At 64.2% G+C, this 15604-nt stretch carries 14 protein-coding genes; 9 read left to right on the top strand and 5 right to left on the bottom strand.

Annotation, left to right across the window (positions count from 1 at the left end; genetic code table 11):
* Nucleotides 1-16 precede the first annotated feature (16 nt).
* Both JQ627_RS25390 and JQ627_RS25395 read right to left on the bottom strand, forming a co-directional pair.
* On the bottom strand, nucleotides 17-631 hold the full coding sequence (locus tag JQ627_RS25390; RefSeq protein WP_212486822.1) for an NYN domain-containing protein: 615 nt from the start codon (nucleotides 629-631) through the stop codon (nucleotides 17-19).
* 347 nt (nucleotides 632-978) lie between these two features.
* Complete coding sequence (locus JQ627_RS25395; protein ID WP_212486823.1) at nucleotides 979-1884, bottom strand: helix-turn-helix domain-containing protein; 906 nt, start codon at nucleotides 1882-1884, stop codon at nucleotides 979-981.
* A 51-nt stretch (nucleotides 1885-1935) separates the two neighbouring features.
* Between JQ627_RS25395 and pobA the strand changes: the two genes are divergently transcribed.
* Together pobA and JQ627_RS25405 are read left to right on the top strand one after the other, a co-directional pair.
* Nucleotides 1936-3108, top strand: a complete 1173-nt coding sequence (pobA, locus tag JQ627_RS25400; protein WP_212486824.1) for a 4-hydroxybenzoate 3-monooxygenase — start codon at nucleotides 1936-1938, stop codon at nucleotides 3106-3108.
* 177 nt (nucleotides 3109-3285) lie between these two features.
* Nucleotides 3286-4350, top strand: a complete 1065-nt coding sequence (locus JQ627_RS25405) for an SDR family oxidoreductase (protein ID WP_212486825.1) — start codon at nucleotides 3286-3288, stop codon at nucleotides 4348-4350.
* Nucleotides 4351-4376: 26 nt separating this feature from the next.
* Here JQ627_RS25405 and JQ627_RS25410 read toward each other — a convergent pair whose 3' ends face one another.
* From JQ627_RS25410 to JQ627_RS25420, 3 genes are all read right to left on the bottom strand, one after another.
* A complete protein-coding gene (locus JQ627_RS25410; RefSeq protein ID WP_212486826.1) occupies nucleotides 4377-6527 on the bottom strand; it encodes an adenylate/guanylate cyclase domain-containing protein in 2151 nt (716 codons plus the stop codon).
* Nucleotides 6528-6545: 18 nt separating this feature from the next.
* A complete protein-coding gene (locus JQ627_RS25415) occupies nucleotides 6546-7214 on the bottom strand; it encodes a hypothetical protein (protein ID WP_212486827.1) in 669 nt (222 codons plus the stop codon).
* A gap of 186 nt (nucleotides 7215-7400) precedes the next feature.
* On the bottom strand, nucleotides 7401-8540 hold the full coding sequence (locus tag JQ627_RS25420) for an HD domain-containing phosphohydrolase (protein ID WP_212486828.1): 1140 nt from the start codon (nucleotides 8538-8540) through the stop codon (nucleotides 7401-7403).
* Nucleotides 8541-8827: 287 nt separating this feature from the next.
* On the opposite strand from JQ627_RS25420, the gene JQ627_RS25425 reads away from it, so the two are divergent.
* The 7 genes from JQ627_RS25425 to JQ627_RS25455 form a co-directional block, all read left to right on the top strand.
* Entirely contained in the window at nucleotides 8828-9151 is a 324-nt protein-coding gene (locus JQ627_RS25425) for a lipid asymmetry maintenance protein MlaB (RefSeq protein WP_212486829.1), read from the top strand.
* Nucleotides 9151-9516, top strand: a complete 366-nt coding sequence (locus JQ627_RS25430) for a response regulator (RefSeq protein WP_018317043.1) — start codon at nucleotides 9151-9153, stop codon at nucleotides 9514-9516. Before JQ627_RS25425 ends, JQ627_RS25430 begins: the two co-directional genes overlap by 1 nt.
* Nucleotides 9513-11600, top strand: coding sequence for a chemotaxis protein CheA (locus tag JQ627_RS25435; protein WP_212486830.1), 2088 nt, complete (start codon nucleotides 9513-9515; stop codon nucleotides 11598-11600). The genes JQ627_RS25430 and JQ627_RS25435 overlap by 4 nt, the downstream gene beginning before the upstream one ends.
* Nucleotides 11600-12061: a chemotaxis protein CheW gene (locus JQ627_RS25440; RefSeq protein ID WP_212486831.1), complete on the top strand. Its 462-nt coding sequence runs from the start codon at nucleotides 11600-11602 to the stop codon at nucleotides 12059-12061. The genes JQ627_RS25435 and JQ627_RS25440 overlap by 1 nt, the downstream gene beginning before the upstream one ends.
* 37 nt (nucleotides 12062-12098) lie before the next feature.
* The gene (locus tag JQ627_RS25445) at nucleotides 12099-13796 is read left to right on the top strand and encodes a methyl-accepting chemotaxis protein (RefSeq protein WP_212486832.1); all 1698 of its coding nucleotides are present in this window, start codon (nucleotides 12099-12101) and stop codon (nucleotides 13794-13796) included.
* 36 nt (nucleotides 13797-13832) lie between these two features.
* Nucleotides 13833-14309, top strand: a complete 477-nt coding sequence (locus JQ627_RS25450) for a chemotaxis protein CheW (RefSeq protein WP_212486833.1) — start codon at nucleotides 13833-13835, stop codon at nucleotides 14307-14309.
* A 60-nt stretch (nucleotides 14310-14369) separates the two neighbouring features.
* Nucleotides 14370-15604, top strand: a 1235-nt coding sequence (locus tag JQ627_RS25455; RefSeq protein ID WP_212486834.1) for a methyl-accepting chemotaxis protein, incomplete at its 3' end; no start/stop codon positions are given.

Genomic DNA, 15604 nt, shown 5'->3' on the forward strand with positions numbered 1-15604 from the left:
CGGTCGTCCCGCAAGATCATTCCACCTGGTCGCCTCGATTGATCGTTCTACGCGTGGTGGTTTGCGGTGATTGCTGACGCATCTCGCGCGACCCCGGTCGCTCGGCCGGATCGCGCCCCAGTCTTGGCTTCAGCTCTGTCAAATCAATGAACACGTCTGCCTGCCGGCGCAGTTCGTCGGCAACTATAGGAGGCTGGCTCGCCAGCGTGGAGACGACTGTCACGCGGACGCCGCGGCGTTGCACGGCTTCCACCAGCGAACGAAAATCCCCATCGCCCGAGAACAACACGATCTGATTGACGTGCTCGGCGAGTTCCATGGCATTCACGGCGAGTTCCACATCCATGCTGCCCCTCACCTTGCGGCGGCCGGTCGTGGCGTCAACGAACTCCTTGGCGAGCTTGGTGACGACGGTGTACCCGTTATAGTCGAGCCAATCGATCAACGGGCGGATCGATGAATATTCCTGATCCTCGCTCACGGTCGTGTAGTAGAAGGCTCGCAGCAGCGTACCTCGGCCGTGAAATTCGCTGAGCAGGCGCCTGTAGTCGACATCGAACCCGAGCGCCTTCGTGGCGGCATAGAGATTGGGACCGTCGATGAAGACCGCAATCTTCTCAAACGAAGACATTATGCACAAATCCCCAGTTCCGCATGGAAGCCGCCAGGTTCAGCCGTCAGGACTGTGTGCCGGCCGGAAAGCACCGAAGTCGCCGATGGCGCGCGGAAAAATGCGGCGCAGACGGCCGGAGGGGGGGCCATCATGCGCCAGTTAAGGGAGGTTTGATGCAACCAGCGCCAGGATTCCGAATGCAGTCATGTTAAGGCGTGCGCGTACCACGCTCAATTGTACGGAGGTAAACGGCTCCTATCCAAAGGGTTGGATACTCTATACGAAGGTAAGTGGACGCGCCGGCTCGGATCGCTGTCTGGATCGTTGTGCGCGCCCGAGGGCCAGTTCTTCGATGTGGGATGGCCTCAAGCCTCGCCGCCATGGAGCCGGGCGCGAAAGGCGCGCGGCGACAGGCCCGTGGCTGCGGCATAGACCCGGCTGAAATAGGCGGGATCCTCGAAGCCGAGCGCATAGGCGATCGTCGAGACCGGCAAATTGGTGTAGACGAGGTTGCGACGCGCCTCGCGGATCAGACGGTTGAGGATCAGGTGCGAGGCGGTATCGCCGGTCGCCGCCCGCGTCAGCCGGTTGAGATGGGTCGGCGTGATCGACAGCGCGCCTGCATAATCCGCAACGCTCCAGCGTTCCAGATGATGCTGTTCCAGCAGCGCTTCGAAGCGGCGGAATAGCCCGCTTTCCGCCGTACCGTTGCTGCCGCTCTCGCTGGTGAGCGCGCGAGCCACCAGCCCGATCATGGCCGCCGACAGTGCACGCAGCACATGCGCACGGCCGAAATCGCGCGCAGCGTGCTCGGCGAAGATCTGCTTCATGGTGATGCGGATCTGCGGCGTGCCGCGCACCACGGCCGATCGTGACAAGGCGCCGCGCAGTCCTTCCGAGGCAAGCAGTGCCTCGTCCAGAATTTCTGCGGCGATGGTCAGCACCCAGCCCTGGGTATCAGGCTCGAAGCGGAAGCCGTGGACATGGCCGACCGGCACGTTGACGATGTGCATCGGCCGGAGCGGGACCACACGCCCGTCGAGCGTCGCCTCGCCGCCGCCGCGCTCGATCAGCAGCACCTGGTGCAGCCGGGCATGGCGGTGCACGGCGAGCGTCCAGTCGTGCAACACCGAACGCGAAGCGATCGTCTCGCAATGCACGACGTCGGGCAGGTCGCCGGACTCGCCGAAGAGATTGTAGACCCGGATTGCCGGGGCAGAGGCTACGGTTCTCATGTTCGAATAGTACAAGACAAAGACGAAACCCTCCATCGGATTGCGGCGCCGTATCTGCAAAAAAGCGACCGGTGGGAGGACGTAAAAATGAAGGTTCAGGTCTGCATCATCGGCGGTGGGCCGTCCGGGCTGCTGTTGTCCCAGCTCCTGCACCTGAAGGGCATCGATACGGTCGTGCTGGAGAAATACAGCCGCGACCACGTGCTCGCCCGCATCCGAGCCGGCGTGCTCGAACACGGCTTCGCCAGGTTGATGCGCGAGGCGCAGTGCGGCGAGCGGATGGACCGCGAGGGCGAGATCCACAACGGTTTCGAGATCGCACATGACGGCGTGCTCTCCCATGTCGACCTGCACAAGCATTCCGGCGGCAACTCAGTGCTGGTCTACGGCCAGACCGAGCTGACGCGCGACCTCTACGAGGCGCGCGATCGCCTCGGCGGCAAGGTCGTGCACAACGCCGAGGACGTGACGCCACACGATCTGACATCGGACCGGCCCTACGTGACCTATCGATCGAACGACGAGATCGTCCGCATCGATTGCGATTACGTCGTCGGCGCCGACGGCTTTCACGGCGTCAGCCGCAAGTCGATCCCGAAGGACGTGCTGCGCGAATACGAGAAGGTCTATCCGTTCGGCTGGTTAGGGGTGCTGTCGCGCACGAAGCCGGTTTCGCCTGAGCTGATCTATGTGAAGCATGAACGCGGCTTTGCGCTCTGCTCGCTGCGCTCACAAGTGCTGAGCCGCTACTACATCCAGGTGCCGTTGACCGACAAGGTGGAGGACTGGAGCGACGATGCGTTCTGGACGGAGCTGAAGCGCCGCCTGCCGGACGATGTCGCCGGCCGCCTGATCACCGGGCCCTCGATCGAGAAGAGCATCGCGCCCCTGCGCAGCTTCGTCGCCGAGCCAATGAGCTACGGCCGCCTGTTCCTCGCCGGCGATGCCGCCCACATCGTGCCGCCGACCGGCGCACGCGGGCTGAACAGCGCCGCGTCCGACATCTATTATCTCTACCACGCCATGCTCGCGCATTATCAGGGCGGCGATGATTCCGGCCTCAAGGGCTATTCCGCCAAGGCGCTTGCGCGGATCTGGAAAGCGCAGCGCTTTTCGTGGTGGATGACGTTGCTGCTGCACCGTTTCCCCGACCGTCTCGACTATGAGGACCGGCTTCAGCAGACGGAGCTGGATTATCTGCTCACGTCCGAGACGGCGCAGCGGCTGCTCGCGGAGAATTATGTGGGGCTGCCGTTTTAGCGGCGGCTCGTGACTGGTTAGCGGACGCTGCCACTTGGAAGACGAGCTCCCCTCGTGGCGCGAGGTGAGTTCTCCCGTCAGGTCGGTTCCCTTTCAATTCATGGTGACGGGCGCCGAAATGCTCTGTTGCGTTGCGCGATAGCACCTATCTCCTCGACTGAACAGGAGGGCGCAGCGATGACGAACACAGCGCTTGTGGTCGGTGCCAGCGGTATCGTCGGCAGCAATCTCGCCCGCCATCTCAGCGATCGCGGCTGGCAGGTGCTTGGGCTCGCAAGGCGCCCACCAAGCGGCCTCAATGGTGTTCGTCCCATCGCGGCCGATCTGCAGGATCCGGCCTCGCTTCGTGACATCCTGGCGAACCTTCGTCCGACCCACGTGTTTCTCGCCACATGGCTGCGTCAGACGACCGAGGCAGAAAATATCCGCGTCAACGCTGCGATGGTGCGCAACCTGCTGCGGGCACTCTCCGGCGCAGGCACGATTTCTCATGTCGCGCTGGTCACCGGGCTAAAGCATTACCTCGGACCGTTCGAGTCCTACGGTAAAGGCAGGCTGCCCGCGACGCCATTCCGCGAGGAGCAGCCGCGGCTCGATGTCGAGAACTTCTACTACGCTCAGGAGGACGAACTATTCGATGCAGCCAGGCGCGATGGTTTCACCTGGAGCATTCACCGCCCGCACACGATCATCGGTTATGCGCTGGGCAACGCTATGAACATGGGGACGACGCTAGCCGTCTACGCGACGATTTGCCGAGAGACGGGGCGGCCGTTTCTTTTTCCGGGGTCGTCGACGCAATGGACGAGCCTGACAGATATGACCGATGCCAGATTGCTGGCGCGGCACCTGGAGTGGGCCGCGACGACGACAGCGGCACGAAACCAGGCATTCAACGTCGTGAATGGCGATGTCTTCCGATGGAGCTGGATGTGGGCGCGACTGGCCGGCTGGTTCGGGCTGCAGCCTGCCCCCTTTCCAGAGGAAATTTCGCCGCTTGAGCGTCAGCTTGCCGATTCAGGTCGTCTATGGGCTGATATCGCGCTCAAGTATGATCTCGCCGAAAGAGACCTCTCCGTCCTTTCGTCGGCATGGCATACCGATGCCGACTTGGGCCGACCTATCGAAGTCGTCACCGATATGAGCAAGAGTCGCAAGCTCGGTTTTCTCGATTATCAGGCGACGGACGACAGTTTTTTCGATCTCTTCAGCAGGTTGCGTGCAGCGAACGTCATTCCCTGAGCCTTCTGACGAAGGGTGACCGACCGCTACTTTCCTTCCAGCGCATTGACCGGCGTCCACTCTGGCGATGGTGGATTTGCGGCGAAGGCTTTTGCGCGCTTGGCGAACAGCGCCGACGCCGGGTCGATCTTCGCGACACCGTCGAACGCCTCGGCCGCCTTCGTAAATTCCCTTGCCCGCCAGCACGCCAGCCCCTCCGCATACGCTGCGGCGACCTTCGTCTGCCCGGTGCTCTCCGCGCCCTTCTCCGCCAGCGGCTCGAACACTTTGATCGCCTCGCCGCGGCCCATCACCCTGATCGCGTCGAGCTCGCGCCAGGCGAAGACGTCGCCGCTTTGCGCCATCGTCGTTTCCGAGGCCATGATCGCGGTGCCGTAATATTTGTTGGCGCCCTCGAGGCGCGAGGCGACGTTCACGGTGTCGCTCATCACGGTGTAGTTGAAGCGGCGGCGCGAGCCGATATTGCCGACGACGGCTTCGCCGCTGTTGAGCCCGATGCGGTGCGACAGGCCGTGGCCCGCGAAGGCGGGATTGCTTGCGTTCAGCTCCGCCAGCCTTTCGTGACACTTCAGCGCGGCGTGAACGGCGTTGCGCGCGTGCGCGGGGTCATCGGCCGGCGCGCCGAACATGGCGACGATGGAATCGCCGATATATTTGTCGACATAGCCGCCATGGCCCTCGATGATGTCGGTCATGGCGGAGAGATATTCGTTCATCAGCGTGACCAGCTCACCCGGCGTCATGGTTTCCGCGATCGAGGAGAAGCCGCTGAGGTCGGAGAAGAACATGGTGACGTTGCGCATCTCGCCGCCGAGCGCCGGCATCTTGCCGGAGGCGACCATGGTGTTGATCACTTCGGGTGCGAGATAGAAGGCAAAGCTCTTGCGCAGGAAACGCTCGTCGCGATCCGCCAGCACGAAGCGGTAGCCGATCATCATCGCGAGTGCGGCAAGGCTCGCGAGCGCGGGCTCGGCCATCGGCAGCGCCAAGGCGTGAACGAATGCACCGAGAGCCGCGGCGGCGTAAACGGCGGTGAGGCCGAACCAGGCAATCAGCGCGCCGCCCGGTGCAAATATGCAGGCCGCGCAGGCGATGATCGCTGCGAACGCGATCGTGAGAATGGTCCGCAGCGGAAAGCCGAGTTCGGTCACGGCGTCGCGCTCGATCAGGTTTCGGACCACGGTGGCGTGAACGAAGACACCGGCGACGTCGCTGCGGGCCTTCTGTGCGGTGCTTGCCGGGGCGGGCAGGGCGCATCGTGGCCCCGGTGCTCCGTCATACCCGCCGGACAGGCGCATCGAGGTGAGCTTGCGGTCCTCGAAATTCAGGGCGGTGCCAAGCAGCACGACCTTGCCGTCGAAGGCGCGGCGGAAGAAATCGCGGTCGCCTTTTTCGACGCAGGCCCGCAGATCGGCGAAGGAATAGGCCGGAACATCGCGGCCCAACCCGCGAAAATTGAGCGTCAGCGTGTTCGGCACCGCGCTCGGGATGGCATAGCCGGACAATTCGGCCGCACCGGACGGCGCAATCTCGACCTTCGCCCCGAGCGCGCGTGCGGCGAGCTCGACGGCCATGGCGGGCACCGGCCTGCCTTCGATGGAGAAGGTGAGCGGCATTCGCCGGATGACATCGTCCGCGTCGGTATGGACGTTGAGCGCGCGGACGTTGTTTCGCACCGCCAGTTGCTGCGCGCGATAGGGTGGTTCTGGATGGTCGTTGCTCAGGATCTCGCCAAGCACCAGCTTGCCGTTGTCGGAAATCTGCCGCAGGGCGATCAGATATTCCCGGTCAAATCCCCTCATGCGGGCGCCGAGCGGCGCGTCGCCAAAGGGAATCTCCGACTGCTCGATCGAGTTCTTGAAGATGACGTCGAAGCCGATCACCTTGGCGCCGCCTTCGGTGATGCTGCCGAGCACCCGGCCGATCTCGCGCGTCCAGGTCTGCGTCGGCGACCCCTTGAAGGGCGGAGTGTCGTAGGTTTCCCCGTCGATCGCCACCACGACGACCGGCGATGTCGCGGGATCGCGGCGGTTGCCGATGAGCTTCCAGCGCAGCGCCGTGAGGATGTCGAGCGAGAGACCTTGCAGCGTCTGAAGCGGCGGTGACGTGAAGACCGCGCCCGCAACGAGCGCAATCAGGATCGCCGCAACGATGTCCCGTCCCCCGATCCGCCGCATCGCCCTTTCGCAGACCGCCTATTCGAGCCGCAGGAGGCGGCCGACGATCGGCGTCGACGATGAGGTGGCGCTCGCATCGACCTGGAAGGCGTAGCGCTTGGCGCCGAGGATGGCGAGATAGCTGCCGCCAGGGGTCAGCGACTTCCCGGCCTTGGCAAAGTCATAAAACTTGCCGCCGACCATGATCTCGCTCTTGAGCGGCACGCTGATCGTGGGCTCCTTGCCGTCGGTGCGCTCGATCACCAGCGTGCTGCCGCTCTTGGCCTGTATCAGCGGGGCGACGCCGTAGAGCGTCGGCAGTTTGGCCGGCGCGCCCTTCGCGTCCGATCGCATGGTGCGGAAGGTCGTTGCGGCGCTCTGGTTCGCCTCGCGCTCCGACAGCTTTGCTGCATTGGTATCGCAGGGCACCTTCTCCCGCTTGACCTCGCCGAGCTGCACGGTGCTTTGCTCGGCGCCGACCAGGACGACGCCTTCGCTGATGGTCTCGCGCTGGCAGGATTTGAGGTAGCTGAGCGTGATGCTGGCCTTGGGTCCGAGCTTGATGATCTTGCCCGGCGCCACATAGTCCATGAACGCAATGCCGTCGACCTTGCCCTGGACGTCCTCGACGATCGCGGCCGGGGTCTCCGCCAACGCGGGCGCCGCAAGGCAGAACGCACCGACAAATGCGCCGATCAGGCTTCTCATGGGAATTCTCATCCAATTCGACCGATGTATGACCGGTCCCCGTCCTGGTGCGATGCTTAGCAGCACAGCACCCAGGCAGGTGTGACCGGAATCACTCTTTGTATTGGTGCACTCTATCAGGAACAGGTTCAAACCGGCGACCGGAGAAAATTGAGCCGCGGCAAGCTGTTGCCCGCAGGGATAATGTCAGGCGGCCGGGACGGCCTCGGGCAACCGGTCTTCGCCCGCACGGCTCTCAACCGCACACTCCATAGCAGGAGCGAGAGGGGCTTCGGTCTTTTGATACGGTGTGGCCTGCTGACCGGCGGCGATTTCCAAGACCTCGTCCCAGCGTGACAGGAAGGCCTCGACGCACGCCGGGTCGAACTGCCGGCCCTGGTTCTCGACCAGATAGTTGCGCGCCACGTCCAGCGGCATCGGCTCTTTATAAGGCCGGCGCGTCGTCAGGGCATCGAAGACGTCGGCGACCGCGACGACGCGTGCGGCGACCGGGATCTCGTCTGCCCGAAGGCCGTTCGGATAGCCCGCGCCATCCCAGCGCTCGTGATGCCCTGCGGCAATTTGCGCACCGAGCTGGATCAGCTCGCAGCTGGAGTCCGCCAGGATCTTTTCGCCGATCGTCGCATGGGTGCGGATCACCGCCATCTCGGCGTCGGTCAGCTTGCCGGGTTTGAGCAGGATATTGTCGGGGATGGCGACCTTGCCGACGTCGTGCAGGGGCGCGGCCAGATAGATGTCGCGGCAGAGGCGGGGCGGCAGGCCGAGCTGCTCGGCGATGATACGGCTGTAGCGGGCGACCCGCAGCGTGTGCTCGCCGGTGTCGTTGTCGCGGTATTCGACCGCGAGCGCGAGCCGCAGGATGATCTCCTCCTCGCGCTCGCCGAGCTTCTGCGTCGCGGCCGCGATCGCGCTCGCCAGATCGGCGGCGCGGTCGTTCTGCTTGCGCACGGCTGCACCAAGCCGCACCAAATTCCGCAGGCGCACCGTCATCTCGACGCTCTGTGGCTGTTTCGGTAAGAAATCGGTTGCACCGGCCTGCAGCGCTTCCATCTTCACGTCGTCGGTCTGCCGCGACGTGATCATTGCGATCGGGATGTCGGCGCAGCCGGGCAGGGTGCGGAAGGCGCGGATGAAGCTGATGCCGTCCATATGCGGCATCTCATAGTCGACCAGCACGAGGTCGAAGACGCGCTCGCGTGCGCAAGCCAGCGCCTCGACGGGATCGAGGAAAGTCGTGGCCTCGACCAGACCTTCGGCTTCGATATGACGTTTCAGGAAATTGAGGACAGAGCGGCTGTCATCAACCAGAAGCGCTTGGGTCAGCATCGGCGGCCGGTCTCGTTCGGATGGCGAGGCATGACCTCAACAAGTAGCCGTTGCGATTTAACGCGAAGCAAACGTTTCACCTGCGGTGAACTGACTCAAGACTGCGCACAACGCATGAGAATTGAGCGGGCTATGCAGGGATGCATGCAGACGCGAAGTTCTTCGATATGTGACCCGTAGTTGTACGGGGATATCCATTAGGGGTTTGAACACTCTCCGTCCCGAATAGTCGTCGCGCGGGATTCGCGCCATGCGTGCAGCGAATCCCGAGGAAATTTGGGGGGCGAATGTCGTCTGATGTGACTGAGCCGAAATGGTCCCTACGGCTGCCCGCGGACTGCAGCATCGCTGCGATCCGCAGCGTCTATGATCTGATCCGCGAAGCTTTCGGCCGGCAGGACCGGCTCGAGATCGATTGTTCGAGCGTCGACAAGGCCGACGTGACCTCGATCCAGCTTCTGCTGTCGACCGCCAGGACGGGCGAGGCCCAGGGCCGCCCGGTGGTGTTCACATCATTCTCCCAGTCTCTGCGCAACACCCTTCGCCGAGCCGGCTTCGCCAGCGATGCGATGATCGATCAGCATTTCCCGCAAAAGAAAGATGGCACCTGATGGCCACGATTCTCACGGTCGACGACTCCCCCAGCATCCGGCAGATGATCAAGGTCGTGCTCGAGCCGGCCGGTCACAGCGTGATCGAAGCCGGCGACGGCGCGCAAGGGCTCGCCAAGGCGCAGGCCGGCAAGCTCGACCTCGTCATCACCGACCTCAATATGCCCGTCATGAATGGGCTGGAACTGATCCGCGCGCTGCGCAAGCTGCCGAGCGCAGTCGGCATGCCCATCGTGTTCCTGACGACCGAATCCAACGACACGGTGAAGCAGGAAGCCAAGAGCGCCGGCGCGACCGGCTGGATCACAAAGCCCTTCAAGCCCGAGCAACTGCTCGCCGTCGTTGGCAAGCTGGTGCGCGCATGAGCGCGATGGACCCGACCGAGGTCTTTCGCCAGGAAGCCAGCGAGCTGTTCGAGGTCCTGGAAGGGGCCCTGCTCGATCTCGGCCAGCGTCCCGACGACCGCGAGCTGGTTGATTCCGCTTTCCGCGCCCTGCATACGATCAAGGGTTCGGGCGCGATGTTCGGCTTCGACAAGGTCGCCTCCTTTACCCACGAATTCGAGACCGCGTTCGACCGCGTCCGCAAAGGCGAGATCAAGCCGACGCAGGAGCTGATCTCGGTCGCGCTTGCGGCCAAGGACTATATCCGCGCGCTGATCGAGGATCCGCAGTCGACCGACGACATCATCGGCGAGGCCATCCTCGACGACCTCAAGCGCTTCGTGTTTCCCGACCAGCCTGCCGCTCCCGCCGCCGAAATCGCCGAAGCGCCGCCACTGGCCCCCAGTGAGAGCAAGCAGGCCGGCTGGCACCTCTATCTGGAATTCGAATCCCACATCCTGCGCAACGGCTCGAACCCGCTCGACCTGCTGGAAGACCTTTGCAAGCTCGGCCCGTGCTTCGTCGTGCCTGTGACAGACGGCATCCCGCTCCTCGACGAGATGGAGCCGGAAGACTGCTATCTGAAGTGGGACGTCAAGCTGCACGCGGCATGCGACAAGGACGCGATCGACGACGTCTTCATGTTCGTCTCGGACGAGATGAAGCTGACGCTCTCGCCGCTCGAGCAGGTCGAAGCGCCTGCGCCGATGCCGCTGTTCAATCTCCTCGACGAGGATCCGGCCCCGGTGGCCGAGATGGTTGCGCCGATCGTCGAGGTTGCTGCCGCGCCGGTCGCTGTGCCGCCGGTCGTCAAGGCAGAGCCGACGCCGGAAGCGAAGTTCGAATCGAAGCCTGAACCGAAACCCGAGGCCAAGCGCGACGATCGCGGCATCGCGACGGTCCGCGTCCAGGCCGAGCGTCTCGACGAGTTGATGGACCGGGTCGGCGAGCTTGTCATCGCCCAGGCACGTCTGACGCAGCTCGCCTCGTCCGGCTCGGATCTCTCGATCAAGATGATCGCCGAGGAAATCGAGCGCCTCGCCTCCTCCTTGCGCGACACCACGATGGGCGCGCGCATGGTACCGATCGGCTCGCTGTTCGGCCGCTTCCGCCGCCTGGTGCACGATTTGTCGCGCGACCTGTCGAAGCCGGTCGAATTCGTCACCACGGGCGAGGACACCGAGCTCGACAAGACCATGATCGAGTGCCTGGCCGATCCGCTGGTGCATCTGATCCGCAACGCCATCGACCACGGCATCGAAGACACCGCGACCCGCTCGGCCAACGGCAAGACGGAGCAGGGCCGAATCGAGCTTGCGGCCGTTCATTCCGGCGCGCAGGTGCTCGTCACCGTGAAGGATAATGGCGGCGGTCTCAACACCGCCCGCATCCGTGCGAAGGCGGAAGAGCAGGGCCTGATCGCCGCGGGCGCCGTGCTCACCGATCACGAGATCCACCAGTTCCTGTTCCACCCGGGCTTCTCGACCGCGCAGACCATCTCGGCGCTGTCGGGCCGCGGCGTCGGCATGGACGTGGTCAAGCGCACCATCGAGAACATGCGCGGCACGATCGACCTGTCGACCCGGCCGGGCCAGGGCACCACGGTGACGCTGCGCCTGCCGCTGACGCTGGCGATCATCGAGGGTCTTCTGATCCGCGTCGGCGAAGGCCGCTACATCATTCCGTTGTCGGCCGTGGAGGAATGCGTCGAGCTGACGGCCGAGGACGAGCGCTCCCGCGGCCGCAACTTCCTCAACGTGCGCGGCAACCTCGTTCCGTTCCTGCGCCTGCGCGAGATCATGACCGCATCGGGCGCGCCTGACCGGCACCAGAAGACGATCATCATCTCGACCGGCGAGACCCGCGTCGGCCTCGTCGCCGACCAGATCATCGGCAACCACCAGACCGTGATCAAGTCGCTCTCCAAACTGCACTCCGACGTCACGATCTTCTCCGGCGCGACCATTCTGGGCGACGGTACGGCGGCGCTGATCCTTGATGTCGCGCAGCTCGTCGCACTGGCGCAGTCGAAGGTCGAGAAGCAGCACATCAGCGAGGCGGCGTGATGAACGACGGTTTGACGGGCGAGCATCACGCCGACGCGATGCAGGTCGTGATGATCGGGCTCGGCGAGGAGAAGTTCGCGCTCGACGCGGGCCTCGTGCGCGAGATCATCGATCCCGTGCCGGTGACAAAGGTGGCAGGCGCGCGCTCCTTCGTTCCCAGCGTCATCAACGTGCGCGGCAACGTCATTCCGCTTGCGGATTTGCGCATCCGCTTCGGCATGCCGCAGCTCGACAATTCGGCCGACACGCGCATCGTTGTCATCGAGCTCACGCTCGACGGCGAGCCGGTCCTGGTCGGCGTCACCGCCGACAAGGTCTACGAGGTCACCGAGATCTCGCAGACCGACGTGCAACAGACGCCCCGCGTCGGCATGCACTGGAAGCCGGAATTCATCCGTTTCATCGCCAAGTGGCGAGAAGAGTTTGTCATCGTTCCCAACATGGAACGCATCCTGAATTGAAATGAGGTCTCGGGCGAGACTGGGGTAGGGGCTGGAAATGAGATTTACCGTCAAGGCAAAGCTTGCCATTGCATTCGGTGTGGTCCTGTTGCTGTCGATGGCGGCGGGCGGCCTCGCTTATGTGAAGCTGAGCGAGATGATCGACACCGCCGACAGTCTGGTGTCGCGCGCCGGCCGAATGGACCGTGCGGCAGAAATCGAAAAGGGAATTCTGTCCCAGGTTCGGGCCGAGAAGAACCTGCTTCTCGCGCCGGATAGCGAGGCCGACCCTTTCATCGCCGAGATCGCCAAGCAACGTGAGACACTGCTGAAGTTGAAAGAGGAGATCCATGGACAGGCTTCTGCCGAGGGCAAGAAGCTGATCGAGAATTTCGGCGCCGCCTACGTCCGGATGAATGCCATTCAGGACGACGTCTTCAAGACCGCCAGGATCGACAGGACGAAGGCCGTCGAGCGCTCGTCGATTGAGGCTCGCAAGGCGGTCGGCGAAGCGATGGAAGCCGCCAGCGTCTACGTAGCCAACGTCAAGAAGAATATGGCTGCCCAGGCGGCCCAGGCTCACGAGGACGGCAACCGCGCTCAGTTCCTGCTGATCTCGGCCGTGTTGGCATCGCTCGCGATCGGCCTGATCGCCGCGATCTGGATTTCACTCAGCATTGCGCGTGGCCTCAGCCGCGCCGTCGGCCTTGCCGGCGCGGTGGCGAGTGGCGACCTCAGCCAGACGATCAACGTCTCCAGCAACGACGAGATCGGCGATCTCGTCAAATCGCTGAACATGATGGTCGAGAAGCTTCGGCAGGTCGTCGAGGAGGCTCTCACCGCTGCAAACAACGTCTCCGCCGGCAGCCAGGAGCTCTCCGCCAGTGCCGAGCAGCTGTCGCAGGGCGCGACCGAGCAGGCCTCGTCCGCCGAGGAAGCTTCTTCCTCGATGGAGGAGATGGCCTCGAACGTGAAGCAGAATGCCGACAACGCCAACCAGACCGAGAAGATCGCCGCGCAGTCGGCCAAGGACGCGGAAGCCAGCGGCGTCGCCGTGGGCCGCGCCGTCAACGCGATGCAGACCATCGCCGAGAAGATCACGATCGTGCAGGAGATCGCGCGCCAGACCGATCTGCTCGCGCTCAACGCCGCGGTCGAGGCCGCGCGCGCCGGTGAGCACGGCAAGGGCTTTGCGGTGGTCGCCTCCGAAGTACGCAAGCTCGCCGAACGCAGCCAGGCGGCGGCCGCCGACATCGGCACGCTGTCGACGGAAACCGTGAAGGTCGCGCGGGAAGCCGGCGACATGCTGTCCAGGCTCGTGCCCGACATCAGGAAGACTGCCGAGCTGGTCCAGGAGATCACCGCCGCCTGCCGCGAGCAGGACGTCGGCTCGGCCCAGATCAACCAGGCAATCCAGCAGCTCGACAAGGTCGGGCAGCAGAACGCCAGTGCTTCCGAGCAGGTCTCGTCCACCTCGGAAGAGCTCGCCTCGCAGGCCGAGCAGCTTCAGTCCACCATCTCGTTCTTCCGCATCGAGCATGCCGGCCGCGGCGAGAGCGCCGCGCCCGCGCCGATCGATCGCGCCGTCACCCAGCTCCGTGCCAAGGCGGCGCACATGGCGGCGGCGGATCGCGGCGCCAAGAAGCCCGTGGCTGCCCGCAAGCCGGCGCGCGCGATGAAGGTCGCCGGCGGCGGCGGCTTTGCCTTCGACATGCATGACGGCGAAGACGACCGCGACGCCGAATTCCAGCGCTGACCGCAACTTGAAAACCATCTGCCTCTGGACCGTATCATGGCCGCAACCTCGCAATATCTGACGCTCGGGCTCGCCGGCGAGACGTTCGGCATCAGCATCCGCAATGTCCGCGAAATCCTGGACATGCGGCCGATCTCGCGGCTTCCGCATGCGCCGAACTTCCTGCTCGGCATGATCGACGTGCGCGGGGCGGGCTATCCCATCGTCGACCTCCGGACCAAGCTCGGCCTGCCGGCCGTGGCGGCGACTGAGGCGACCCGCATCATCATCCTCGACGTGCCGATGAAGGACCGTCTGGTCGGCGTCGGCTTCGTCGCCGATTGCGTGTTCGAGGTCACCGACATCGACGAGCAGGCAATCGAGCCCATCCCCGAGGTCGGCGGCAAATGGCAGTCCGACTATGCCGCCGGGATCGGTCGCAAGGGTGAGAAATTCGTCGTCATCTTCGATCTCGCCAAGCTGATGGCGAACGACGAGATCCCGGAAGGGCGCGATACCTCTCGCGCCGCCTGAGTTTGCAAGCGTGAAGCGTGCTCGAGCGTAAGCACCCCAATTCGAACCAACGAGACTGACATGAGATTCACCGTCAAAGCCAAGCTTGCCAGCGCCTTCGGCGTCGTCATCCTGCTCTCCATGATCGCCGGTGCGGTCGGCTATATGAAGCTGGCGGACATGGTCGGCACCACCGAGCTTCTGGTCAGCCGTGCGGGCCGGATGGAAAAGGCCGCCGAGCTGAAGGAAGGCGTTTTGTTCCTGGTGCGCGCCGAGAAGAACTCGATCCTCGCAGCATCCGACGCGGAGCACGATCAGTTCCGGGCCGACCTCCTCAAGAATCGCGAAGCAGTCGCCAAGTCCAAGGACGAGATCTATGCGGGTGCCAGCGAGAGCGGCAAGAAACTGATGGAGAGCTTCAACGTCGCGTTCGCCAAGCTGAACGCCTATCAGGACGAGACGGTCCAGCTTGCAAGGACCGACAAGCCGAAGGCGCTGGACCGCTCGATGCATGACGGCCGCAAGGTCGTCGCGGACGCGATCGAAGCGGCCGACGGTTACATCAAGAACGTCAAGAAGAACATGGCCGAGCAGGCCGAACAGGCCAAGCAGGACGGCGCCCGCGCCGAGCTGATCCTGATGAGCCTGGTCATCGCGTCTCTGCTGATTGCAGCGGCTGCTGCGACCTGGATCGCTCTCAACATCAGCCGCGCGCTGGCGCAGGCCGTGGGCCTTGCCGACGCGGTGGCGATCGGCGATCTCGGCCGCAAGATCGAATCCTCCAGCAACGACGAGATCGGCGATCTCATCAAGTCGCTGAATGCGATGACCGTCAACCTGAATGCGACGGCGGCGCTGGCCAACCAGATCGCGCAGGGCGATCTCACGGTCCAGGCCAAGGCGCTGTCGGACAAGGATACGCTCGGTCTCGCCCTCGAGCGCATGGTGGAGAAGCTCCGGCAGATCGTGTCGGAGGCCCTGACCGCCGCGCAGAACGTCTCCGCCGGCAGCCAGGAACTGTCCGCCAGCGCCGAACAGCTCTCGCAGGGCGCGACCGAGCAGGCCTCGTCCGCCGAGGAAGCCTCCTCCTCGATGGAAGAGATGGCCTCGAACGTGAAGCAGAACGCCGACAACGCTAACCAGACCGAGAAGATCGCGGCGCAGTCGGCCAAGGACGCCGAGGCCAGCGGTGCCGCGGTCGGCCGCGCCGTCAACGCGATGCAGACCATCGCCGAGAAGATCACGATCGTGCAGGAGATCGCGCGCCAGACCGATCTGCTCGCGCTCAACGCCGCGGTCGAGGCCGCGCGCGCCGG

Source organism: Bradyrhizobium liaoningense (genome assembly GCF_018130785.1).
Taxonomy (GTDB): domain Bacteria; phylum Pseudomonadota; class Alphaproteobacteria; order Rhizobiales; family Xanthobacteraceae; genus Bradyrhizobium; species Bradyrhizobium liaoningense_A.

Coding starts and splice junctions, on each gene's coding strand:
- JQ627_RS25415 (WP_212486827.1), bottom strand. CDS start 7,214: ATGAGAAGCCTGATCGGCGCATTTGTCGGTGCGTTCTGCCTTGCGGCG.
- JQ627_RS25435 (WP_212486830.1), top strand. CDS start 9,513: ATGAGCGCGATGGACCCGACCGAGGTCTTTCGCCAGGAAGCCAGCGAG.
- pobA (WP_212486824.1), top strand. CDS start 1,936: ATGAAGGTTCAGGTCTGCATCATCGGCGGTGGGCCGTCCGGGCTGCTG.
- JQ627_RS25440 (WP_212486831.1), top strand. CDS start 11,600: ATGAACGACGGTTTGACGGGCGAGCATCACGCCGACGCGATGCAGGTC.
- JQ627_RS25425 (WP_212486829.1), top strand. CDS start 8,828: ATGTCGTCTGATGTGACTGAGCCGAAATGGTCCCTACGGCTGCCCGCG.
- JQ627_RS25390 (WP_212486822.1), bottom strand. CDS start 631: ATGTCTTCGTTTGAGAAGATTGCGGTCTTCATCGACGGTCCCAATCTC.
- JQ627_RS25410 (WP_212486826.1), bottom strand. CDS start 6,527: ATGCGGCGGATCGGGGGACGGGACATCGTTGCGGCGATCCTGATTGCG.
- JQ627_RS25405 (WP_212486825.1), top strand. CDS start 3,286: ATGACGAACACAGCGCTTGTGGTCGGTGCCAGCGGTATCGTCGGCAGC.
- JQ627_RS25395 (WP_212486823.1), bottom strand. CDS start 1,884: ATGGAGGGTTTCGTCTTTGTCTTGTACTATTCGAACATGAGAACCGTA.
- JQ627_RS25445 (WP_212486832.1), top strand. CDS start 12,099: ATGAGATTTACCGTCAAGGCAAAGCTTGCCATTGCATTCGGTGTGGTC.
- JQ627_RS25450 (WP_212486833.1), top strand. CDS start 13,833: ATGGCCGCAACCTCGCAATATCTGACGCTCGGGCTCGCCGGCGAGACG.
- JQ627_RS25430 (WP_018317043.1), top strand. CDS start 9,151: ATGGCCACGATTCTCACGGTCGACGACTCCCCCAGCATCCGGCAGATG.
- JQ627_RS25420 (WP_212486828.1), bottom strand. CDS start 8,540: ATGCTGACCCAAGCGCTTCTGGTTGATGACAGCCGCTCTGTCCTCAAT.